The sequence below is a fragment of the Streptomyces sp. NPDC052042 genome (assembly GCF_044548345.1).
Classification (GTDB): Bacteria; Actinomycetota; Actinomycetes; order Streptomycetales; family Streptomycetaceae; genus Streptomyces.
The window spans coordinates 1-19,983 of the sequence record NZ_JBIUBU010000003.1 but is presented as its reverse complement, the minus strand read 5'-3'; the positions used below and the strand labels follow the sequence as shown (position 1 = coordinate 19,983).

Annotated in this window: 17 protein-coding genes and 2 pseudogenes; 9 read left to right on the top strand and 10 right to left on the bottom strand. The window is 71.5% G+C overall.

Annotation, left to right across the window (positions count from 1 at the left end; translation table 11 throughout):
• Window positions 1-108: 108 nt before the first annotated feature.
• Both ACIHCL_RS07565 and ACIHCL_RS07560 read right to left on the bottom strand, forming a co-directional pair.
• Entirely contained in the window at window positions 109-2,256 is a 2,148-nt protein-coding gene (locus ACIHCL_RS07565; RefSeq protein ID WP_399858937.1) for a trypsin-like peptidase domain-containing protein, read from the bottom strand.
• 68 nt (window positions 2,257-2,324) lie between these two features.
• On the bottom strand, window positions 2,325-3,266 hold the full coding sequence (locus tag ACIHCL_RS07560) for a CU044_2847 family protein (protein WP_399858094.1): 942 nt from the start codon (window positions 3,264-3,266) through the stop codon (window positions 2,325-2,327).
• A 185-nt stretch (window positions 3,267-3,451) separates the two neighbouring features.
• On the opposite strand from ACIHCL_RS07560, the gene ACIHCL_RS07555 reads away from it, so the two are divergent.
• The 3 genes from ACIHCL_RS07555 to ACIHCL_RS07545 all read left to right on the top strand — a co-directional run bounded on the left by ACIHCL_RS07555 (window position 3,452) and on the right by ACIHCL_RS07545 (window position 6,776).
• Entirely contained in the window at window positions 3,452-3,631 is a 180-nt protein-coding gene (locus ACIHCL_RS07555; RefSeq protein WP_153482227.1) for a DUF6104 family protein, read from the top strand.
• Window positions 3,632-4,867: 1,236 nt separating this feature from the next.
• Window positions 4,868-5,788, top strand: a complete 921-nt coding sequence (locus tag ACIHCL_RS07550) for a DUF4097 family beta strand repeat-containing protein (protein ID WP_399858091.1) — start codon at window positions 4,868-4,870, stop codon at window positions 5,786-5,788.
• A 1-nt stretch (window position 5,789) separates the two neighbouring features.
• The gene (locus ACIHCL_RS07545; RefSeq protein ID WP_399858089.1) at window positions 5,790-6,776 is read left to right on the top strand and encodes a helix-turn-helix transcriptional regulator; all 987 of its coding nucleotides are present in this window, start codon (window positions 5,790-5,792) and stop codon (window positions 6,774-6,776) included.
• 109 nt (window positions 6,777-6,885) lie between these two features.
• Here the strand turns inward: ACIHCL_RS07545 and ACIHCL_RS07540 are convergent, their stop codons facing one another.
• The 3 genes from ACIHCL_RS07540 to ACIHCL_RS07530 all read right to left on the bottom strand — a co-directional run bounded on the left by ACIHCL_RS07540 (window position 6,886) and on the right by ACIHCL_RS07530 (window position 11,150).
• Entirely contained in the window at window positions 6,886-8,259 is a 1,374-nt protein-coding gene (locus tag ACIHCL_RS07540) for a cellulase family glycosylhydrolase (protein ID WP_399858934.1), read from the bottom strand.
• 163 nt (window positions 8,260-8,422) lie between these two features.
• The gene (locus ACIHCL_RS07535) at window positions 8,423-9,388 is read right to left on the bottom strand and encodes a zinc-binding dehydrogenase (protein ID WP_399858087.1); all 966 of its coding nucleotides are present in this window, start codon (window positions 9,386-9,388) and stop codon (window positions 8,423-8,425) included.
• Window positions 9,389-9,923: 535 nt separating this feature from the next.
• Window positions 9,924-11,150: an NADP-dependent malic enzyme gene (locus tag ACIHCL_RS07530; RefSeq protein ID WP_399858084.1), complete on the bottom strand. Its 1,227-nt coding sequence runs from the start codon at window positions 11,148-11,150 to the stop codon at window positions 9,924-9,926.
• 527 nt (window positions 11,151-11,677) lie between these two features.
• Between ACIHCL_RS07530 and ACIHCL_RS07525 the strand changes: the two genes are divergently transcribed.
• Genes ACIHCL_RS07525 through ACIHCL_RS07515 form a run of 3 tightly spaced genes read left to right on the top strand, consistent with a single transcriptional unit; the run spans window position 11,678 to window position 14,382 of the window.
• Window positions 11,678-12,640: an ABC transporter substrate-binding protein gene (locus ACIHCL_RS07525; protein ID WP_399858082.1), complete on the top strand. Its 963-nt coding sequence runs from the start codon at window positions 11,678-11,680 to the stop codon at window positions 12,638-12,640.
• Window positions 12,641-12,667: 27 nt separating this feature from the next.
• A complete protein-coding gene (locus ACIHCL_RS07520; protein ID WP_399858080.1) occupies window positions 12,668-13,618 on the top strand; it encodes an amino acid ABC transporter permease in 951 nt (316 codons plus the stop codon).
• The gene (locus ACIHCL_RS07515) at window positions 13,615-14,382 is read left to right on the top strand and encodes an amino acid ABC transporter ATP-binding protein (protein WP_399858078.1); all 768 of its coding nucleotides are present in this window, start codon (window positions 13,615-13,617) and stop codon (window positions 14,380-14,382) included. The genes ACIHCL_RS07520 and ACIHCL_RS07515 overlap by 4 nt, the downstream gene beginning before the upstream one ends.
• 191 nt (window positions 14,383-14,573) lie before the next feature.
• Here ACIHCL_RS07515 and ACIHCL_RS07510 read toward each other — a convergent pair whose 3' ends face one another.
• A complete protein-coding gene (locus tag ACIHCL_RS07510) occupies window positions 14,574-15,347 on the bottom strand; it encodes a class I SAM-dependent methyltransferase (RefSeq protein WP_399858075.1) in 774 nt (257 codons plus the stop codon).
• A gap of 74 nt (window positions 15,348-15,421) precedes the next feature.
• Here ACIHCL_RS07510 and ACIHCL_RS07505 point away from each other — a divergent pair, with 74 nt between their 5' ends.
• Window positions 15,422-16,051 carry a CGNR zinc finger domain-containing protein gene (locus ACIHCL_RS07505; RefSeq protein ID WP_399858073.1) on the top strand — a complete coding sequence of 210 codons (630 nt, stop codon included), beginning with the start codon at window positions 15,422-15,424 and terminating at the stop codon, window positions 16,049-16,051.
• Here the strand turns inward: ACIHCL_RS07505 and sodX are convergent.
• Complete coding sequence (gene sodX / locus ACIHCL_RS07500; RefSeq protein WP_399858072.1) at window positions 15,955-16,413, bottom strand: nickel-type superoxide dismutase maturation protease; 459 nt, start codon at window positions 16,411-16,413, stop codon at window positions 15,955-15,957. The genes ACIHCL_RS07505 and sodX overlap by 97 nt on opposite strands.
• A 189-nt stretch (window positions 16,414-16,602) precedes the next feature.
• On the opposite strand from sodX, the gene sodN reads away from it, so the two are divergent.
• Window positions 16,603-16,998, top strand: a complete 396-nt coding sequence (gene sodN / locus ACIHCL_RS07495) for a superoxide dismutase, Ni (protein ID WP_399858069.1) — start codon at window positions 16,603-16,605, stop codon at window positions 16,996-16,998.
• Between the two features lie 529 nt (window positions 16,999-17,527).
• Here the strand turns inward: sodN and ACIHCL_RS07490 are convergent.
• Window positions 17,528-18,598 carry a helix-turn-helix domain-containing protein gene (locus ACIHCL_RS07490; RefSeq protein ID WP_399858066.1) on the bottom strand — a complete coding sequence of 357 codons (1,071 nt, stop codon included), beginning with the start codon at window positions 18,596-18,598 and terminating at the stop codon, window positions 17,528-17,530.
• Window positions 18,599-18,710: 112 nt separating this feature from the next.
• Between ACIHCL_RS07490 and ACIHCL_RS07485 the strand changes: the two genes are divergently transcribed.
• Window positions 18,711-18,920, top strand: coding sequence for a hypothetical protein (locus ACIHCL_RS07485; RefSeq protein WP_399859000.1), 210 nt, complete (start codon window positions 18,711-18,713; stop codon window positions 18,918-18,920).
• A 255-nt stretch (window positions 18,921-19,175) separates the two neighbouring features.
• Here ACIHCL_RS07485 and ACIHCL_RS07480 read toward each other — a convergent pair.
• Both ACIHCL_RS07480 and ACIHCL_RS07475 read right to left on the bottom strand, forming a co-directional pair.
• Window positions 19,176-19,668, bottom strand: a pseudogene (locus ACIHCL_RS07480) (class I SAM-dependent methyltransferase); the annotation flags it as partial.
• Window positions 19,669-19,786: 118 nt separating this feature from the next.
• Window positions 19,787-19,983 (bottom strand): annotated as a pseudogene (locus ACIHCL_RS07475) (IS630 family transposase); the annotation flags it as partial.

The following is a 19,983-nucleotide window of genomic DNA, read 5'->3' as shown; positions in this document are numbered from 1 at the left end:
TCCGGCGCACACCCCGTAAGGGGCCGGGCGGCCCGCACCGCGCCCTCGACGCGCTCCCCCCGGCGGGCCGGCCGTTCGCCGTACCGCCCCCCGAAGGCCGCACGGGCGTCACGGCGCCTCCAAGTAGTGTTCGGATACGAGCAGTTGGTGGCGCGGATCGTCGTAGAGCAGAGCGACCCCGTCCGACCAGTACGTCTCGGTGCGCCCCGCATGCACCCCTGCTCTCAACTCTTGGATCTTCTTGGGTAGTTGATCGGCCATACGGGCCTCGGCGACCGCGTCGGAGGCACGCCGGTGGAAGTCGGCGCAGACCGGGGTCCGTTCCGTCTCCCGGCGCCGCCGCCACAGGGCCAGCCCGTATCCCGCGTCGAGCACCCGCCCCAGACCCGCCGCGCTCTGAGGGCCGGGCCGGTCGCCGTACCGGCACAGCACGGGGACGGTCTCGTACGCCAGTCGGCGCATCTCCTCCACCGCCGGTACGGCTTTCCGCACCCCGTCCTCGCAGTCGACGACGGCGGCCCGCACCGCGGCGGTCGCGGCGCGGTTCCAGCGCGCCTCGCGTTCGGCCGGTCCGCCGTCGGCTGCGACCGTGCCACGGTCGAGGGGGCGGACGACCACCGGGCGGAGCACTCCGAGCGGCCGGCCGTCGGGCCGCATCGGCCACTCGTCGACCTCCAGCCCCATCAGCGCCGGGTCCGTCACGACCTGGAGGACCGCGGGGTCGTCCGGCGCGTCGCACCGTCGGAACGCCTCGGCGAGCGGGCCCGCGAGCCGGTCGGGCAGGGCGTGCAGCGCGGTGCCCCGGCTGTCCTCGGCGACGGGCCGGAAGTCCCCGGCCCGGGGCACGACCGCGACCCGCCAGTCATAGAGGTCCGGCTCCCAGTGGCGCGGCTCCAGCCGCAGCAGGACGAACGGCGCGTCGCGGGGCGCGGCCTGTCCGGGCACCTGCGCGGGGGTGCGCGGATGCTCGCGGCCGGGGGCCGACCGGTCGGCGTACCCGTCCGCGTGCCTGCCCGTGTGCTCGTCGGCGTACCCGTCGGCGCGCGTGTCCGTGTGGGGGGCGAGGTGTCCGGCGTCGCGACGGACGGTGCCGCGGCCGTGGTGGCGGAGCCCGAGGAGCTCATGACGGAACTTGCGGGAGAGCCGGTCGTCCGCCAGCCGCTTCACCCAGCGCCACAGGTCCGCCTCGGCTTCCGGGGTGGACGGCAGGACGTAGGGGCGTTCGGCGGAGAGGGCGCTCATGCAGTACCGCAGGATCAGCTCCAGCGCGCCGTCGCCACCCGGGGCGTCGTACAGCGTGCCGAGTCCGTCGCGCCAGCCGCGCGGCGCCGCGTGGTGCTCGCGCGGGTGGATGTCCGGCAGTTCGTCCAGGAGGTCGAGGAGGCCGCGGGTACTGGGCGGGGGCGGGAGTTCGGCGAGCCGTCCGAGCAGGTCGACGCGCTGTTGGGGGCTGAGGGCGAGCCCCGCGCCGGCGCCCAGTTCCCACTGGAGGTCGGCCCAGGTCCGCTCGGTACCGACCGGGCTGGTGTGCCGGTCGGCGTGGTAGCGGTCGTGGGCGTGGAACAACGCCTGGTACGGATCCTCGGACTCGGCGGACACCGCCCCCGCCGGCACGGGCAGCGTGCGCAGCCGTTCGACGCCGATCGAGGTGCCGCCCGTGGTGCCGTCGGAACGGGACTTGAGTACGCCGACGACCTCGCCGCGCGCCAGGTCCACCACGGGGCCGCCGGACAGGCCGGGGTACATCCGGTCGCCGTCGAGCCGCATCTGCTCGTCGTCCTCGGCCCAGTCCCCGAACGTGCCCATCACCCGGCACCGTCCGCTGAACCGGGTCAGCTGCCCGGATCCGCCGTCGGTCCAGCCGGTGTAGAGGACCGAGCCGCCGCCGAACATGCCCGCCGGGCGTTCGGTCACATACACGCACGGGTGCTCGACGGGACGCAGCAGCCGGATCAGCGCGAGGTCGGGGGCGGGCCAGCCGCCCGACGGGGCGATGCGCGCCCCGACGGGGCGCGGGCCTGCGTGCCGGGTCTCGGGCATGGCGGCGACCACGGCGCCCTCGACCACCGTCTCGGCGGCGCCGGGGTCCGGCTTGAACACCACGCTCACCTGACGCCCCTCCCCGGCCATCGCCACGTGTGCGCACGTGAGGACCCAGCTCGGGGCGACGAAGAAGCCGCTCCCCAGAAAGCCCCGGTCGGATCCGTCAGGGGCATACCCGGGCTCCGGCCGGTGGATGCGCACGGTCGCCGCCATCACGAGGCCCGCCAGTGCACGGTACGTACTCTCCGAACCGCCCCCTGCGCCCCTGCCCGGCGGCTGGGTCATGAGCGGCCCCCGCCGTCCGGCCCGGCCGCGTCCGGATGCGCCGGTGTGCCGGTGGATGCGCGGGGTGCCACCCCTGCGCCCCGGTTCCCGGCCGGCGCGCCCGGATGCGCACCGTCGCCGGCGGCGTCGGGGCGGGCCGCGCCGGGACCGCTCACCCCATGTCGGGTGACATCGTCACTGGTCGTTCCGTCACGGATCGCACTTTCGCCGGTCCGGCCGTCCGGCGCTCCACCATCGTGGCGCGTGCCCCCGCGGGCGACGCCGTCGCGGGTCGGCCCGTCCGGCGCTCGGCCCTCGTCCGGGTTCCCGGTTTCCGGGCTCGCGCCATGGCGTGCCCCGGCTCCGGGGGTCGGGCCGTCCGGGTTCCGGGCGCCGGGGCTCGTTCCGGGGGTGCCGCCGGGGAGCGGCGGGGCGGGCACGGGCGGGGGGCCGGGCGGCATGGGCGGGGCAGGGATCGGCGGGTTCCGCGGGGGCGTCTGCGCCGCCGGTACGGGTCCGGGGGACGCCCCGGCACCCGGTCCGTGGGGTGCGCCTCCCGCCCCCTGGGCGTCGCCCTGCGCGGGGCTCGGCGGATCGGCGGGCGGGCCCCCGCCGTGCCAGGTCAGGGTGACCGTGATGCCGCCCTTGGCCTCGCCGTCCGCGAGGAGACCGACGACCTTGCCCGCCTTCGCGGTGAGTTCGATGCCGAACTCCACGCTCACCTCGTCGGGCCGCACCGCGCGCAGCGGCCCGGCCAGCGAACGTGCGACGCTGGTCACGACGGCGTTCAGGCTCTCGACCCGGGCCTGCACCTGGTCGGCGAAGTCCGCGTAACCGATGTCCGTGAACGCCGGCCCGCGATCCGGCCGTGCCAGCTCCTCCGCTCCCGAGACGCGCGCCCAGACCGGAGTACCGTCCGGCATCTCGATCCGCGTGATGCGAGCACCGTTCTCGCCCATGAAACCCCCCGATTCCCAACTACCCGCAGGCTAACGGCAGTACGCGACCCGCGCGAGGTCCGCGGACCAGGACGCCGGAGCGCCGCGCGCCGGTTCCGCAGGGGCGCGCGCCCGGTGGCGCGGACGCCGCCGACGACGCGCTCCCGGCCTCCGCGGGGGCTGCCACCAGGCATTAGGCTTGCCGCATGTACTTCACGGACCGCGGTATCGAGGAACTGGAGAAGCGCCGGGGCGAGGAAGAGGTCACGTTCGAGTGGCTCGCCGAGCAGCTTCGTGCGTTCGTCGACCTCAATCCCGACTTCGAGGTGCCGGTCGAGCGCCTCGCCACCTGGCTGGCCCGTCTCGACGACGAGGACGACGAGTAGCTTCCCCAAAGTCGGCGAGCGGGCCGCGGACAGGCGCCCGGACGGCGCGCGCGACGGGGTGAGGGCGGCCGGACCGGGCCGTGTCGGCCGAGCCGTCAACGGGCAGCGGACCGTCGGCCGTCTGCCGTCTGCCGTCTGCCGACTGCGGTCTGCCGACTGCCGTCTGCGTCTGCGTCTGCGTCTGCCGACCGAGTGGACCGGAGGCAGGTGGTGGACCGGCCGCAGGTGACCGGACCGCCCCGCCCTCGGCGTCCTCCAGTTCTCCGAGCCCCCGCCGCGCGGACCGGACCCGCCGGTCCCCCCGCCGCACCGGCCCTGCGCGAGGCCAAGTGCCCCGTCCGCCATCGACCGAACCCCGGCGAAGGCCCGGCCGCCGCTGCGACACCCGGCGGCCCACAGGGCGAGCGGCGACCCCACCCGCTCTCCGGATGCCACCCTCCGGACCCCGCCCGGCGCGCGTACGCCCAGGGGCGGAGGAGGCCGCTCCGGATCGCATCGCGCCCCGGCCCGCACCGCTTTCCCCCTCCGCTTTCCGCTTCCTGATTCCTGCTCCCTGCTTCCCGCTTCCTGCTTCCCGCTTCCTGCTTCCCGCTTCCCGCTTCCCGCTTCCCGCTTCCCGCCGACCGTCCCCGGTCCGCCGGTGCCATCCCGAGCGGGCCGCCGGCCACCGGCCGGGACGGTCCGCGGACGCACCCGGCCCCGGCCCCGGGCGGCGGGTCCGGCCCGACAAGAGTGGTGAGGACGGCGAGTACCCGGAGCAGCCGGTTGCGGGCATCGGCACCCGGGGCGGGGTGAGTCGGCCCGGCGAGCGCCCGGGCGTCCAGGGCGGGATCCGGCCCCCGGACCCTCGGCGAACATGCGCTTGGCCTCGCCCTCGCCGACCGGTGCAGTGTCCGCGAGCCGGAGACGGCCGAGCGGTCGGCGGAACCCTGACGCGAGGACATGCCCCGCGCGGTCGCCGTCCCACCACACGCCGAGGGCCGGCCGGGAGGAACCCACCACGCGGGCGGCGGGCGGGCCCGTCACGACCCGGTCCACCGGTTCCACATCCGTTCCGTCCGTCCGGCCCGTACCGGCCGCTCCGGTCGTAGCCCGCGAGACGCCCGCCCGTCCTCGGCGCCCTTTCCGACCTCCCCTCGGTCTCCTGTTTCCCTTGACTTCCCGGATCCGCGATATATCGTGATGGCAAGAGACGCGATATGTTGCGTCATCCTCCATTCCCGGAAGGCCAGATCCATGCCTGTGTCGACATGGGCCATCGCCGAGCCCCAGAAACTGACCTTCGACGCCCCTGTGACCTCGCTCGCCGTACGCATCGTCGGGGGCGCCGTCAACGTCGTCGGTACCGACGAACCGACCGCCCGACTGGAAATCTCCGAGATCGAGGGACCGCCGCTGATCGTGACCCAGGAGGACGGCGCCCTGACGGTCGCGTACGAGGGCCTGCCGTGGAACGACTTCCTCCGGTCGATGGACTTCCCGAAGCTGTTCGACCGCGCCGGATGGAACCGCAGCGCGGTCGTGTCCCTCGCGGTACCCGCCGGGGCGGCCGTGACGCTCGGTGTGGTCGGCGCCGCGGCGGTGGTCTCCGGGATCCACGGGCGCACGGAGATACGCGGCGTCAGCGGCGACACCACGCTCGTCGGGCTCGCCGGACCGGTACGGGCCGAGACGGTGTCCGGCGGTGTGGAGGCCCAGGGAGGCACCGGCGAACTGCGCTTCCGGACCGTCTCGGGCGATCTGACGGTCGTCGAGGGCGCCGGGGCGTCGGTCCGGGCGGACTCGGTCAACGGCGACATGGTGCTGGACCTGGACCCGTCGGATCGGCCCACGGATGTCCGGCTGACCACCGTGTCCGGCGAGATCGCGATCCGGCTGCCGCACCCGGCGAACGCGACGGTCGAGGCGAACACCGCGAGCGGCGCCGTCTCCAACGGCTTCGAGGACCTGAGGGTCAGCGGCGGATGGGGCACGAAGAAGATCACCGGCACCCTCGGCGCCGGGACCGGGAACCTGCGGGCGACGACCGTCTCGGGATCGATCGCCCTGCTGCGCCGCCCGGCGGCCGAGGGCGACCCGCACGGCACCGGCCCGGCCACGACGGAGCCCGGCCCCGCCGCGCCGACCATCGACGAGCCGACCGGAAAGGTGCTCTGACATGCCGCCCGTATTCGCCCACGGCCGCCTACGCCTCTATCTGCTGAAGCTGCTCGACGAGGCCCCGCGCCACGGCTACGAGGTGATCCGCCTCCTGGAGGAGCGCTTCCAGGGCCTGTACGCACCGTCGGCGGGCACGGTCTACCCGAGGCTCGCCAAGCTGGAGGCCGAGGGGCTCGTCACCCATGCCACGGAAGGCGGTCGCAAGGTCTACTCGATCACCGACGCGGGCCGTGCCGAGCTGGCGGGACGCGCCGGTGAACTGGCCGACCTGGAAGTGGAGATCAGGGACTCCGTCTCCGAACTCGCCGCCGAGATACGGGACGACGTACGCGGCGCGGCCGGCAAGCTGCGCAGCGAAATGCGGGCCGCGGCGCACGAGACCAGGCAGAGCCAGGTCGGCTCCGGTGGCCGCAAGGGCGAACGCGACTTCTCGTTCGGCGAGTTCGCGGACCTCGGCGACACGGAGGCGTGGCGGGCCGCGAAGGAGGAACTGCGCAAGGCCAAGCAGGAGTGGAAGGACCAGGCCCGCCGGGCCAAGGACGAGTCACGCCGGGCGCGCGAGGAGGCCCAGCAGGCCCGCCGCCAGGCCAAGGAGGCGCAGGAAAGGGCGCGCGAGCAGATGCAGAACGCCGCCCGCCAGGTCCAGGAGCACTTCGCACGCGGTGACTGGCCCGCCGGTGTACGGGAAGGGCTGACCGAGATCACCGGCCAGCTGGGCGCCTTCGCCAGGACGGGAAGCTGGCCCCCCTACGTCAAGCCGGAGCCCGCGGACACCGATCCGGAGTGGGGACGGGACGCCGTGGGCACGGGCGACCCGGCCCGGGATCTGGAACGGCTGCTGGACCGCTTCCGCGATGACGTCCGCGACACCGCCCGCGACCACGGTGTCACCGAGCAGCAGTTGACGGAGGTCCGCCGCCATCTGTCGACGGCCGCGGCGCACATCGAGGCACTGTTGCGGAAGGACGACGGCAAGGAGAGGTGAACCTCGGGGGTGGCAGGCCGAGTTCGCCCTCCGGCCGACGACCGGCCGCCGGGGAGTCGACAGGACCCCCGCGTCAGTCACGGTTGACGCGGGGGTGGGTGGGGCCGTCTCAGCCGCGCCCCGCCGGGGTCACCGTGACCGCGACGCGGGAGCCCGGCCGCGCCCGGACCAGGACGTCTCCCCCGTCCCTGCGGGCCTTGGCTCCGCCGGTCGCCGAGATCCGCCATGCCCCGGTCGCCGACGGCAGGGAGATCTCCGTGACACCGCGACGGCCCGCCGTGTAGGTGAGCCGGTAGACGCCGGTGGTGTCGTCATACGTATCGGAGTGGACGGTTCCGGCGACGGCGGGCGCGTAGGGCGTGGCGGTGCGCTCCTTGTTCTTCGCGAAGGTGCCGGAGGCGTCCAGGGCGCAGTATCCGCCGCCGTAGCACCACACGTACCCGGCCCAGCCCGAGCTGTAGCGGCTCAGCGAGGACATCGCGTCCCGGTAGAAACGGCCCATGTTCGGGAGCGTGTTGTTGAGCGGGCCCCACTCGCCGACGACGATCGGGACGCGGTACCGCGCCGGGTATTCGGTGACGGCGGCCTCGTACGCCTCGACCCATCCGGCCGACGGGTCGTAGTCGTCGCCCGCCTCCATCGCGGTGTTGTAGAAGTGCGGCGAGTACACGGTCCGGCGGTCCTCGACGGCCCCCAGCCCGGTCGGCACGCCCTCGCCGACGATGGGGGTGGGCTCGACGAACAGCCAGGTGGAGCGGTCGACCGAACGGATCGCGCGGGCCAGCCTGTTGTACATCGGGGTGAGCTGCCGGGCCTCGATGCGGCGTGCCGCCTCCGCCAGGTCCTCCCCCTCCCGTACCTCCCCCATCGGCTCGTTGATGAGGTCGTAGCCCAGAACGGCGGGGTGGTGCGCGTAGCGGGCGGCGAGCACCTGCCACATGTCCGCCTGGGCGCGCTGGAGGTCGGGGTCCTCGTAGAGATGGGTGAAGGCGCGCTGCACGGCGGGCTCGAAGTACTCGGCGAACCAGTCGTCGGGGTGCGGGGTGAAGGGCAGCCCGTCGGTGCGGGTCGCCCAGGCAGGGATGCCCCGATGCCCGAACGCCGGGCCGAAGACGTCCTGATGGGCGTCGATGAGCACCTGGATGTCGTGCTTCCGCGCCCAGTCGAGGATCCGGTCGATGCGGCGCAGATACGCGGTGCTGTACTGCCCCCGGCGCGGCTCCAGGTCGTCCCAGAAGATGAGCAGGCGGGCGAAGCGGAAGCCCTTGGCCCGCAGGTCGCGGAAGTGCTTCTCGGTGATGGCGGTCAGCGCCCGGTCACCGCTGTTCGCCTTGTCCTCGACGTTCCAGCCGCGCATCGTGAGGACGCGCCCCTGGTCGTCGGTGAGGCGGGGAACGGCGCCGGCGTGACGGGAAGCCGCGGAACGGTCCGCCGCCCCGGGGTGCGCGCCTACGGCGGGCGCCGCCGCCCCCGCCGCCAGCACGAACGAGGTCACGAGCGAGGCGAGGACACGCCCCGTCCGCGCCCACGCCCTCCTCCGCTCCCCCGCCGGGTCCCGCACCCGACCCCGTCCACGCACCCACCCAGGTGTTACCGCAGGTATCAGTTTTGACATGCCCAGATAAGAGCAGGTCGCCCCGCACAGCTCAAGAGCAAGTGAGCACGATCTTTCCGAACAGATCGCCCGACGCCAGCCGTTCGAATCCCTCGCGGGCCCGGTCCAGCGGCAGCACCTCGTCGATGACGGGCCGCACACCGGTCGCCGCACAGAACGCCAGGAGGTCCTCCAGCTCGTCCTTGGACCCCATGGTCGAGCCGACGACCTTCAGCTCCAGGAAGAAGATCCGGGTCAGCTCGGCGTGCGAGGGCCGGTCGCCGCTGGTCGCGCCCGAGATGACCAGTGTGCCGCCGGGGCGCAGCGACTTCACGGAGTGGGACCAGGTGGCGGCACCGACGGTCTCGATGACGGCGTCGACGCGCTCCGGCAGACGTGCGCCGGGCTCGTACGCCTCGATCGCGCCGAGTCCGACGGCGCGCTCGCGCTTGGCGGCGTCGCGGCTGGTGGCGTACATCCGCAGGCCGGCCGCCCGGCCGAGCACGATCGCGGCGGTGGCGACACCGCCGCCCGAGCCCTGGACGAGCACCGAATCGCCGGGGCGCACCCCGGCGTTGGTGAAGAGCATCCGGTAGGCGGTGAGCCAGGCGGTCGGCAGGCAGGCGGCCTCCTCGAAGGAGAGCTCCTTCGGTTTGGGCAGCACGTTCCAGCTCGGCACGGAGACCTGCTCGGCGAAAGTGCCCTGGTAGCGCTCGGTGAGGATGGAGCGGGGCTCCTTCGGGCCGACGCCGTGCCCGGTCTGGCCGATGACGGAATGCAGGACGACCTCGTTGCCGTCCTCGTCGGTCCCGGCGGTGTCGCAGCCGAGGATCATCGGCAGCCTGTCCTCGGCGAGGCCGACGCCGCGCAGGGACCAGAGGTCGTGGTGGTTGAGCGAGGCGGCCTTCACCTTGACGGTGGTCCAGCCGGGGCGCTCCTCGGGGGCGGGACGTTCCCCCAGTTCCAGGCCGTCGAGGGGGTGGTCGCGGTCGATGCGGGAAGCGTAGGCGGCGAACATGGCCCCGACGATAGGCCGGGGCGCGGGCCCGCGTAACCGGCCGCCGGTGTGACGCGCACCGCCCCACCCGACGGAACCGCGGAAACCCGGAGGAAGCGGGGGAAACGGCGCGACCGACCGCGGAAGACCGGACGACTGGCCGTCAGGACGGGTCGGGAACTGTCCGGAACGGGCGGCGGACCACCGGTGGCGAAACGCGGGAAACGGGACGGGCGGCAGGCCCGCCCCGGGCGCACCCCGCATCCGGGCACCCGCACCGCTCCGCATCGGCCCTCGGCACCGGCACCGGCCCCGGTCCCGGTCCCGTGGCTCGGAGCCCCGGCCTCCTGCGCCGGGCCCTCGGTTCAGAGCCCTGGGCCCGGCCCGCTCGATCCGGAGCCCGGACCTCAGCCCCGGAACCCTGGTCGGACCCCGGGTTCGGGCCCCGGACCCGAAACCGGCCCCTCGACGCCCGGTTCGGGCCCCGGGTCCTGCCAGGCCCTCCAGGGGCACGCCCCGGGAGCCCGGACCTCAGCCCCGGCACCGGCAGCGGCGCTCAGCGCCGGGCCACGCCCTCCGCGCGCGCAGCGGCGGCCACCGCGGCCGTCACCGCGGGCGCCACGCGCTCGTCGAACGGCGACGGAATCACGTAGTCCGGGGCGAGCTCGTCGCCCACCACGTCCGCCAGCGCGTTCGCCGCGGCGATCTTCATGCCCTCGGTGATCCGGGAGGCCCGCACCTGGAGGGCGCCCGCGAAGATGCCCGGGAAGGCCAGCACGTTGTTGATCTGGTTCGGGTAGTCCGAACGGCCGGTCGCCACGACGGACGCGTACTTGTGCGCGATGTCGGGGTGGACCTCCGGGGTCGGGTTGGCCATGGCGAAGACGAAAGCACCGGGCGCCATCGACGCGACGGCCGCCTCGGGCACCGTGCCGCCGGAGACCCCGATGAACACGTCCGCACCGGCCAGCGCGTTCTCCAGCGTCCCGGTGATCCCGGCCCGGTTGGTGACCTCGGCCAGCTCGCGCTTGACGTCGGTCAGGTCCTCGCGGTCCTGGCTGACGACACCCTTGCGGTCGGTCACGGCGACGTCGCCGAGCCCCGCCGCCAGCAGGAACTTCGCGATGGCGGCGCCGGCCGCTCCCGCGCCGGAGATGACGGCGCGCAGGTCACCGAGGCTGCGGCCGGCCAGCTTGGCCGCGTTGCGCAGGGCCGCGAGGGTGACCACGGCGGTGCCGTGCTGGTCGTCGTGGAAGACGGGGATGTCGAGCCGCTCCTGGAGCCTGCGCTCGATCTCGAAGCAGCGCGGCGCCGAGATGTCCTCCAGGTTCACGCCCCCGAAGGACGGCGCGAGCCGGACGACGGTCTCGACGATCTCGTCCACGTCGGTGGTCGCGAGCGCGATCGGCACCGCGTCGACGCCGCCGAACTGCTTGAAGAGGATCGCCTTGCCCTCCATCACGGGCAGGGACGCCTCGGGCCCGATGTCGCCGAGGCCCAGGACCGCGGTCCCGTCCGTCACGACGGCCACGACCTGTGACTTCCAGGTGTAGTCGTGAACCAGCTCCGGGTTCTCCTTGATGGCGCTGCACACCTTGGCGACGCCCGGCGTGTACGCGAGGGAGAGGTCGTCCTTGTCACGGACGGGAACGGTCGCCTGCACGGCCATCTTGCCGCCGCGGTGGAGGGCGAAGGCCGGATCGAACGGCTCGTCGGTGGTGCTTTTGTCGCTATTGCTGTCGGTGGTGCTGTCGCTGCGAGGATTGACGATCTCCGCTGCCATGGTGTTGACCCCTTAAGTCTTTCATTGTTTGAGGGTGGCCACTCCTGGTTGAGGAGGGGTGAGCGGGCACCGCGTACGCGCCCTGCGCCCGGCGGTTGGCCCGCCCCGGCAGGGGGGAGATACATACGCGCGGGGCGCGCCGCACACGCGCCCTGAGCCCCGGATGAGGGGTGTAAAGGTCTTTCTTACCGGACGGACCGCATTACGGACGAGTCCATGACCACGCGGTGATGCGACTCATAGTCGGAAATCAGGACAAAGCAAGTCGATCGACACGCTATATCCACTGGCCCGGATACGCCGGAGATTCTCCGGCGCGCGAGGCAGAAACTCGCGGACTGTCCGGCCCCGACAGTCCGGCGCCATGAGATCCGGGGATCACCCGTTATCTGATTTTGACATGCTCGGCCCGCTAAAAGCACTGGTCAGAGTGGCAGGATGCCCTCACTATTCAGAGCGACGACACCCGAGGCCAGGTCTCGTTCATCGCTCGGCAACGCCCCTTCATCCGCTGGAGGATTCCGATCATGACCGCAAGCACCATGGGCCGTACGGCCCCCAAGACCCGTATGGCGGCGATCGGCACCATCGCACTCGCCGGAGCAATGCTGCTGACCGCCTGCGGCGACCAGACCAAGAGCGGATCCAACCAATCCGGCTCGACGAGGCCCGGCGCCTCGGACTCCGCGGCCGCGGCGCTCCTTCCGCCGGAGATCAAGGCCAAGGGCATCATCAGAGTCGGTTCGGACATCGCGTACCCGCCGGTCGAGTTCAAGGACAAGTCGGGCAACACCGTCGGCATCGATCCCGATATCGCCGCCGCGCTCGGCAAGGAGCTCGGCGTGACGTTCCAGTTCGAGAACGGCACCTTCGACACACTGATCACGGGTCTGCGCTCCAAGCGCTACGACGTGGCGATGTCGTCGATGACCGACACCAAGGACCGCCAGAACGGCGTCGACCCCGAGACCGGGAAGAAGGTCGGCGAAGGCGTCGACTTCGTCGACTACTTCACCGCCGGGGTCTCGATCTACACCCGGAAGGGCGACGACCGGCCCATCAACACCTGGGCGGACCTGTGCGGCAAGAAGATCGTCGTGCAGCGCGGCACCGTCTCGCACGACCTCGCCAAGGCCGAGTCGAAGAAGTGCCCGGACGGAAAGACGATCGCGATGGAGACCTTCGACAACGACCTGGAGGCCCAGACCCGGCTGCGCAGCGGCGGTGCCGACGCCGGCTCGTCCGACTTCCCGGTGGCCGCGTACGCGGTGAAGACCTCGGGCGGCGGCAAGGACTTCCAGATCGTCGGCGAGCAGGTCGAGGCGGCGCCGTACGGCATAGCCGTCGCCAAGGGCAACGACCAGCTGACCAAGGCCCTCCAGGCGGCCCTGGACGCGGTCATCGAGAGCGGCGAGTACGGCCGGATCCTGACCAAGTGGGGCGTGGAGGCCGGTGCGGTGACCAAGGCCGAGGTGAACGGCGGATCCTGACCGGTTCGGCGCTGAAAGGTTTCTTCCGTGACTGACATCAAGAAGACGGATCCGGCCGGCCGGCCACCCGCACCGTCCACCCCATCGGCCCCGCCGCAGGTCATCCGGGCCATTCCGGTCCGGCACTACGGCCGGTACGTCTCCGCCGTCGTCGCCATCGCGGCACTCGTCGCGATCGTCTACGCCTTCAGCCAGGGCAAGATCAACTGGGGCGCGGTGCCGGAGTACTTCTTCGACAACCGCATCATGACGGGCGTCGGCAAGACCCTGCTGCTGACCGCCCTGTCGATGGTGATCGGCATCGTCGGCGGTGTCCTGCTGGCCGTCATGCGGCTGTCGGGGAACCCGGTGACCTCGTCGATCGCCTGGTTCTACATCTGGTTCTTCCGCGGCACCCCGGTCCTGGTCCAGCTGTTCGTCTGGTTCAACCTGGGCCTGGTCTTCCAGTACATCAACCTCGGGCCGATCTACAAGGACTACTGGTCGAGCTTCATGACGCCGCTGCTGACGGCGCTGCTCGGTCTGGGGCTCAACGAGGCCGCCTACATGGCGGAGATCTGCCGGGCGGGTCTGCTCTCGGTCGACGAGGGCCAGACGGAGGCGGCGCACGCGCTGGGCATGAGCCACGGCAGGACCCTGTGGCGGGTCGTCATCCCGCAGGCGATGCGGGTGATCGTGCCGCCGACGGGCAACGAGGTCATCAACATGCTCAAGACGACGTCACTGGTGGCCCCCGTCCAGTTCTACGAGTTGTTCAAGTTCGCCCAGGACATCGGGCAGTCGTCCGGCGCCCCGGTCGAGATGTACTTCCTGGCCGCGGCCTGGTACCTGATCATGACGTCGGTGCTGAGCATCGGCCAGTTCTATCTGGAGCGGTACTACGCCCGCGGCTCGACCCGCAGCCTGCCGCCGACCCCGCTCCAGAGGATCAGGACCAATCTGCTGTCCCTGGGCCGCCCGAAGGGAGCCGTGGCATGACCGCCACCGCCATGGTGAAGGCCGAGGGCGTCCACAAGTCCTTCGGCACCGCGCACATCCTCAAGGGCATCGATCTGGAGGTCGCCCCGCGCGAGGTCTTCTGTCTGATCGGCCCGTCCGGTTCCGGCAAGTCGACCTTTCTGCGGTGCATCAACCACCTGGAGCAGATCAACGCCGGCCGGCTGTACGTGGACGGCGAACTGGTCGGCTACCGCCAGAAGGGCGACAAGCTCTACGAGCTGAGGGACAGCGAGGTCGCCCTGAAGCGCCGGGACATCGGGATGGTCTTCCAGCGTTTCAACCTCTTCCCGCACATGACGGCGATCGAGAACGTCATGGAGGCCCCGGTCCAGGTCAAGCGCGAGTCGAAGGCCGTGGCGCGGGCCCGCGCCCAGCGGCTGCTGGACCGGGTGGGCCTGGCCGACAAGGCGTGGAACTACCCCTCTCAGCTCTCCGGCGGCCAGCAGCAGCGGGTGGCCATCGCCCGCGCCCTGGCCATGGAGCCGAAGCTGATGCTCTTCGACGAGCCGACGTCGGCGCTCGACCCGGAGCTGGTGGGCGACGTCCTCGACGTCATGCGCTCCCTCGCGGAGGACGGCATGACGATGGTCGTCGTCACCCATGAGATGGGCTTCGCCCGCGAGGTGGGCGACGCGCTGGTCTTCATGGACGACGGCGTGGTGGTCGAGTCGGGTCACCCGCGCGAGGTCCTGACCAGCCCGCGGCACGAGCGGACGAAGTCGTTCCTGTCGAAGGTGCTCTGACCGGTCGTCCCCACTCGGGTCGCTCCGGGAAAGCGGAGGGAGGGGGTACGGGCCGACGGCCCGTACCCCCTCCGCCACGTCATCGGGGGCGACGCCGTCCCACCGCGGGCGCCGCACACCCGCGCCGGACTCCCCCTCATGGCCCGCCCGCCCCTCGCGGGGCGACGCGCCGACGGCGGCCTCCGCCCGTCTCACTTCACGGCGAGCACCAGGGTGTCCGACGGCGAGGCCCAGACAGCCCGCGCCTCGGCGAACCCCGCCTCGCGCAGGGCGTCCGCGTGCCACCGCGCGGACGGCATGTCCCCGTCCGCGTGCTCGCCGTAGATGCTGAACCGCTCGGCGGTCGGCTCGGCGAGCACCGGGTCCTTGGCCGCGAGAGCCCACCAGTCCGCCCAGTCGAGGGCGCCTCCCGCCTTGGCGCGGTCCATGCCGGCGTGCCGGTGGGCGCGCTCGGCCGCGTTGATCCGGGGAGTGTCGGTGTCGATCATGTGGTCGGCGTTCATGAACACCCCGCCGTCCCTGACGAGCCCGCCGATCCGCCGGTAGAGCCCGGCCAGCGGTTCGGCGTGCAGCCAGTGCAGGGCGGTGGCGGTGAGGACGGCGTCGTACGAGTCGTGCGGCAGGCGCTCGGCCCAGTCGGGATCCTTGAGGTCGGCGGTGACGAACGTGACGCGCTCGTCGCCGTCGAAGGAGCCGCGGGCGATGGCGAGCAACGCCGGGTCGAGGTCGACGCCCGTACTGGTCGCCTCCGGGAACCGCTTGAGCAGCCGGGCCGTAATACTTCCCGTACCGCACGCGAGATCGAGGACGCGCGGCCGGGGCCCCACGAAGGCCTCGACCATGTCCAGCATCACGCGGAACCGTTCCTCACGGTCGGGCATGTACCACTCCTGCTGCCGGTCCCAGCTCTCCTGCCAGGCCGCCCAGTCGGCGTGTGCGCGCGTCTCCGTCACAAGAACCTCCATGTAATACCCTGGTACCGATAAAGCCTGTTACATCAATCGGCAACGACTTTAGACCGACTCCGTAAGGACTACAAGTGGAACTGGCCTATTACTCGGACTACGCCGTGAAACTGGTCAACACCGAGGAGCCGGCCCGCAGCAAGGACTCGCTCACCTCCGTCGAGGCGGTGCGCGAACTGTTCGGCGCCAACCAGCAGGCGGCCCGGCGCACCACCGACGCGGACGTGACCCGCTTCCGGTCCGTACGGGCACGCCTGCGCTCGGTCTTCGAGGCGGCCGACGGCGGTGACGAGACGCTCGCCGTCGACCTGTTGAACTCCTTGCTGCTGGAATTCCCGGTCAGCCCGCAGATCTCCGGGCACGACTTCCGCGACGAGGACGGCAAGCCGGACTGGCACATGCACCTGGCGGACCATCCGTCGAACGCCACGGCGGGGTACGCGGCCATCGCGGCGATGGGGCTCGCGTTCCACCTCACCTCGTACGGTGTGGACCGGCTCGGACTGTGCCAGTCGGCACCGTGCCGCAACGCCTACCTCGACACCTCCACCAACCGGTCCCGCCGCTACTGCTCGGACCGCTGCGCGACCCGTGCCAACGTGGCCGCCTACCGGGCCCGCAAACGCCTGGAGACGCAGCGCGCCGCCGAGACGGGGCGGACCGCGGAGACCGCCCAGGCGAGCACCCCGCGCAGCGAACGCTGATCCTCCTTCAGCGGCCGGTACCTCACCCGGGCCCTGGCCAGCACGAACTCGTCCGGCACCATCCCGTAGTCCGTGCTGTCGCCCCCCGCGAACGAGTTGTCGGCCAGCACCCACCAGCCGCCCCGGCGGCGTTCGGCGGCCCGTTTGACGATCAGCAGGTCCTGCTGGAACGGGTGGCGCAGAATCACCACGTCCCCGGGGCGCACCGCCGCGCCGTAGTGCACGAGCAGCCAGTCCCCGTGATGCAGCGTCGGCACCATCGACGGTCCCGTCACCTCCACCACCTGGAACGGCAGGCGCCCCTTCGGTCCCCGCCCGGCCTCCTCCCACGTCGGCTCAGGCACGTCCGGCACCTCCCTCATCTCTCCGGCCCCTCCCCGCTGTGTCCGGTTCTTTCCAGTACACCGTCTCCCACAGCGTTCCGTACATTCGGCCGCCGGGGCCGCCCTCGACCCGGACTTTTGGCCTAAGCCCCCGGGGCCAGCCACGAAATCCGGTCTCCCACGGAGTAATGTCGCACCTGAGAAGACGATCACGAGGAGGACCGCTCCATGCTTTCCCGCCTGTTCGCCCCCAAGGTGAAGGTCAGCGCCCACTGCGACCTGCCCTGCGGCGTGTACGACCCGGCCCAGGCCCGCATCGAGGCGGAGTCCGTCAAGGCCGTCCAGGAAAAGTTCCAGGCCAACGAGGACCCGCACTTCCGGGCCCGCGCCGTGGTCATCAAGGAGCAGCGCGCCGAGCTGGCCAAGCACCACATCTCAGTGCTGTGGAGCGACTACTTCAAGCCCCCGCACTTCGAGAAGTACCCGCAGCTGCACCAGCTGGTCAACGACGCCCTGAAGGCCCTGTCGGCCGCGAAGGCGTCCACGGACCCGGCGACGGGCCAGAAGGCGCTGGACTACATCGCCGAGATCGACAAGATCTTCTGGGAGACCAAGAAGGCTTGATCGTCCAGCCGTTCGGTTACCGACTGGGCGGCAGGTCAGAGCGGCAATGAAAGAGGCCCGACCCCTTCGAGCGGTCGGGCCTCTTCCTGCTGTCAAGATCATTGGGGAGAGGTTGGGAGACGAGGTCAGGAAGAGCGCCTCTCCCGCCGCTCTGCCGCCTCTCCCGCCACTCTGCCGCCTGGCCCGCCTCGTCCGTCAGCGACTTCGCCCACGCCTTCTGTAGGCCCCGCGCGATGCCGAGCTCCATCTCTGGCGACGTGTGTGAGCAGGTACCCTCCACGCCCTGGAGCTTGTGCCCCATCCGCTCCTCGACCGCGACCCGCGGGTGCCCCTGCCCGTCCGGCCAGACCTTGTGTCCGTGACGCAGTCCGTGCGGCGCCATCTCGGCGATGCCGTCCACGGCGGGAAGTGCCGCCTGAGCGCGGCGCCCCCGTCTGGACGATGGTCCCCGCGCATGCAGGGTTTCGCCCCTTCCCGCACCGCGCGGGGAGGGGCGGTTTCGTCGTCTACGGCGCTACCCTGCCGTCCCTCAACATGCCGCCGCCACGTCCCGCGCGGTGGCCACGAGCCACGGCGGGGCGTCGCGCTCGATGCCCCGGAGCGTCTGCGTCAGCCGTGCGCGGCTGCGGGTTGACGCCACGACGTCGAGCAGCGGCGCCAGGTCGACGAGGAGCGTGTCACAGTCCCGCCAGGCGCCGGCCGACACCAGAGCCGTCAGCTCCGCCACGCTGTAGTAGAGCGCACCTCGTCCCACCGGGGGGACGAGTTCCCGAGCACGCTGAAGGTACGGCACGGCAGCCGTGTCCTTGCCGAGCGACATCAGCACCTCGCCATGGTGACCCGAGACCTCCGCGTCAGTGACCCACCACGTCCACGCAGGATCCCGCCCGGCGATGCTCTCCTGAAGCGCACCACGAGCCCGGTCCATCTCGGCCAGGCTCCGGGCGCGGTCCCCTGCCAGCGCCAGCGCCCGCGCACGGCGGACTCGGGTGATCAGAGCGACGCGGGGAGGAAGGTCGGAGACCGAGAGCAGTTCGTCAGAGATCCGAAGTGCTGCCCCTGGCTGCTCTATCTGGACGTCAAGCATGGCGAGCAGGTCCAGCGCGAACCACCCGCGCGGGCGGTCGCCGGATTGACGGGCGAGCATCTGGGACTCGATCAGTGCGCGCCTGGCCTCGTCCATCCGGCCCGCGTCGTGGAGGAGCCATCCGGCTATCTGAGCTATCTCGCTGACGGCCGACACTCGCCACGCCCCGGGATCGACGAGGCTGCCGAGATTCCGTTGCTCCGCCTGCCATACCTGGACCGCGGCGTCGGCCACGTGGGTACCGCCGTATGTGCGGTCGTGCTCCAGGAAGTGCCATGTGGCGGCCCGGACGTAGGCGTCGGCGTCCCCGACGGGTGAGGGGGCACGTGGCTCGACGTCGATCAGCGCGCGCAACGCAGTCATCAGATGTGGCGACGGCTCCTGTTTCCCCGCCAGGACCCGCGAGAGGTAGGCGTGGTCGTAGCTCACCTCGCGCGCGGCAGCTCGAATTGACATTCCGCGGCTGCGTAACGCCTCGCGGACGCCCGCAATGACGCCGTCCTCGTCCCACATAGCGCCAGGGTAAGGGCAGTCACCAATCAGTCACCACGAAGTCACCACGCTGGATTGCCCCTCGGGTGGATCCTCTTCCCACGGCCCCCACGACGGAGAGAGGTGCGCAGCGATGACGCCTGGCAACCCGCGCGAAGTACACCTGGTGGAGCCCGTCGCTCCGCGCCCGTATCCCGGGTGCGACGTCTGCATAGCGCTGACCCGAGAGTGGATCGCGGTCACCGACCCAGCGTCGGTCTCGTACAGCCTGACGACCGCATACCGCCTCGTCGACGAGATCGCGGCCCACCGCGACCAGGACGAGACCCGTGCGCCGGTCTGACCCCATGATCGCCCCGCCCTCCGACTGCGGACAGAGGGCGGGGTCCTTCATATGAGTGAGTGAGGAACGGAGCAACCCCCGCACCGTCGGCCGCGTACCACGCTGATCGCACACGCCGAGAGGAGACCCTCGTGGTACGTCAGTCACCGCCCTGCCCCCACTGCTCGGACCATCGGCCACTGTGGCGGGACACCAGCCACACCACGCCGACTCGACCCGAAGCATGGCTCTGGTATTGCACCGGGTGCCGGCATAGGTGGGAGCCCAGCCCAGGCGCATGCGGGGGTCGTGGAACTCCTGGGTCGCAGTGAGCCAGAAACCCGCCTGGCTGAGGTGCTTCTCCCACCGGTCCGTGGAGAACTCCCAGCGGGCGATGGGAAGTCGGGTGCAGTCGGGGAGGATGACGTGTAGTCACGGCGGGGACGGTCGTCACCGGAGGGACTACGGCCGCCACGCAGCGGGTGCGGGACGGAGAAGGCGAGCACCCGGCCGGACGTGAGGCGCTGGGCGATGATGGGCAGCAGGAGCTCGGGGGCGACGAGGCCACAGCGCCGAATACGGAGTAGATCGCGTCGAACTGCTTGTCGGAGGCGTGCAGGTAGTGCAGTGCGTGGCCGGCGACGAAGGTGAGGTTGTTCAGCCGTCCGTAGTGGGAGCGGGCCCGGCGGACCTGCAGGCCGACCAGGTCGACCCCGATGACGTGGGCGTCGTGGCGGGTGGCGAGGTGGGCGGCTGATCGGCCGGGTCCGGGCAGAGGAATACCACAACAGTCAACCTCAACGGCGGATCCACAGTTTGGATACCTGCTCCTCACAGCCGATGCGGGTTCAACCGCAAACCAACTATTGATCAGAAACTCATTGGGTTCACTCGTCGAGGATGTATCGGACGTGCGGGGCTTTGAAGTAGCCGGTGACGATGTGGGGCTGGCGCTGTCGGCGGTGGAAGAACCTGCGGGTTTCAGTGGCGAGTTCGGCCCGGTTTCTGGCCCGCTGGGTGTGGGGCAGGCTGCGTTTGAGGTCGGCGTTGACCAGCTCGTCCGGGTTCAGCTCGGGTGAGTACG

What these genes read in the sequence shown, in the direction of transcription:
- ACIHCL_RS07525 (WP_399858082.1), top strand. Translation starts at nt 11,678, where the DNA reads ATGACCGCAAGCACCATGGGCCGTACGGCCCCCAAGACCCGTATGGCG.
- ACIHCL_RS07565 (WP_399858937.1), bottom strand. Translation starts at nt 2,256, where the DNA reads ATGGCGGCGACCGTGCGCATCCACCGGCCGGAGCCCGGGTATGCCCCT.
- ACIHCL_RS07545 (WP_399858089.1), top strand. Translation starts at nt 5,790, where the DNA reads ATGCCGCCCGTATTCGCCCACGGCCGCCTACGCCTCTATCTGCTGAAG.
- ACIHCL_RS07515 (WP_399858078.1), top strand. Translation starts at nt 13,615, where the DNA reads ATGACCGCCACCGCCATGGTGAAGGCCGAGGGCGTCCACAAGTCCTTC.
- ACIHCL_RS07485 (WP_399859000.1), top strand. Translation starts at nt 18,711, where the DNA reads ATGACGCCTGGCAACCCGCGCGAAGTACACCTGGTGGAGCCCGTCGCT.
- ACIHCL_RS07510 (WP_399858075.1), bottom strand. Translation starts at nt 15,347, where the DNA reads ATGGAGGTTCTTGTGACGGAGACGCGCGCACACGCCGACTGGGCGGCC.
- ACIHCL_RS07535 (WP_399858087.1), bottom strand. Translation starts at nt 9,388, where the DNA reads ATGTTCGCCGCCTACGCTTCCCGCATCGACCGCGACCACCCCCTCGAC.
- ACIHCL_RS07555 (WP_153482227.1), top strand. Translation starts at nt 3,452, where the DNA reads ATGTACTTCACGGACCGCGGTATCGAGGAACTGGAGAAGCGCCGGGGC.
- ACIHCL_RS07560 (WP_399858094.1), bottom strand. Translation starts at nt 3,266, where the DNA reads ATGGGCGAGAACGGTGCTCGCATCACGCGGATCGAGATGCCGGACGGT.
- sodN (WP_399858069.1), top strand. Translation starts at nt 16,603, where the DNA reads ATGCTTTCCCGCCTGTTCGCCCCCAAGGTGAAGGTCAGCGCCCACTGC.
- sodX (WP_399858072.1), bottom strand. Translation starts at nt 16,413, where the DNA reads ATGAGGGAGGTGCCGGACGTGCCTGAGCCGACGTGGGAGGAGGCCGGG.
- ACIHCL_RS07490 (WP_399858066.1), bottom strand. Translation starts at nt 18,598, where the DNA reads ATGTGGGACGAGGACGGCGTCATTGCGGGCGTCCGCGAGGCGTTACGC.
- ACIHCL_RS07550 (WP_399858091.1), top strand. Translation starts at nt 4,868, where the DNA reads ATGCCTGTGTCGACATGGGCCATCGCCGAGCCCCAGAAACTGACCTTC.
- ACIHCL_RS07530 (WP_399858084.1), bottom strand. Translation starts at nt 11,150, where the DNA reads ATGGCAGCGGAGATCGTCAATCCTCGCAGCGACAGCACCACCGACAGC.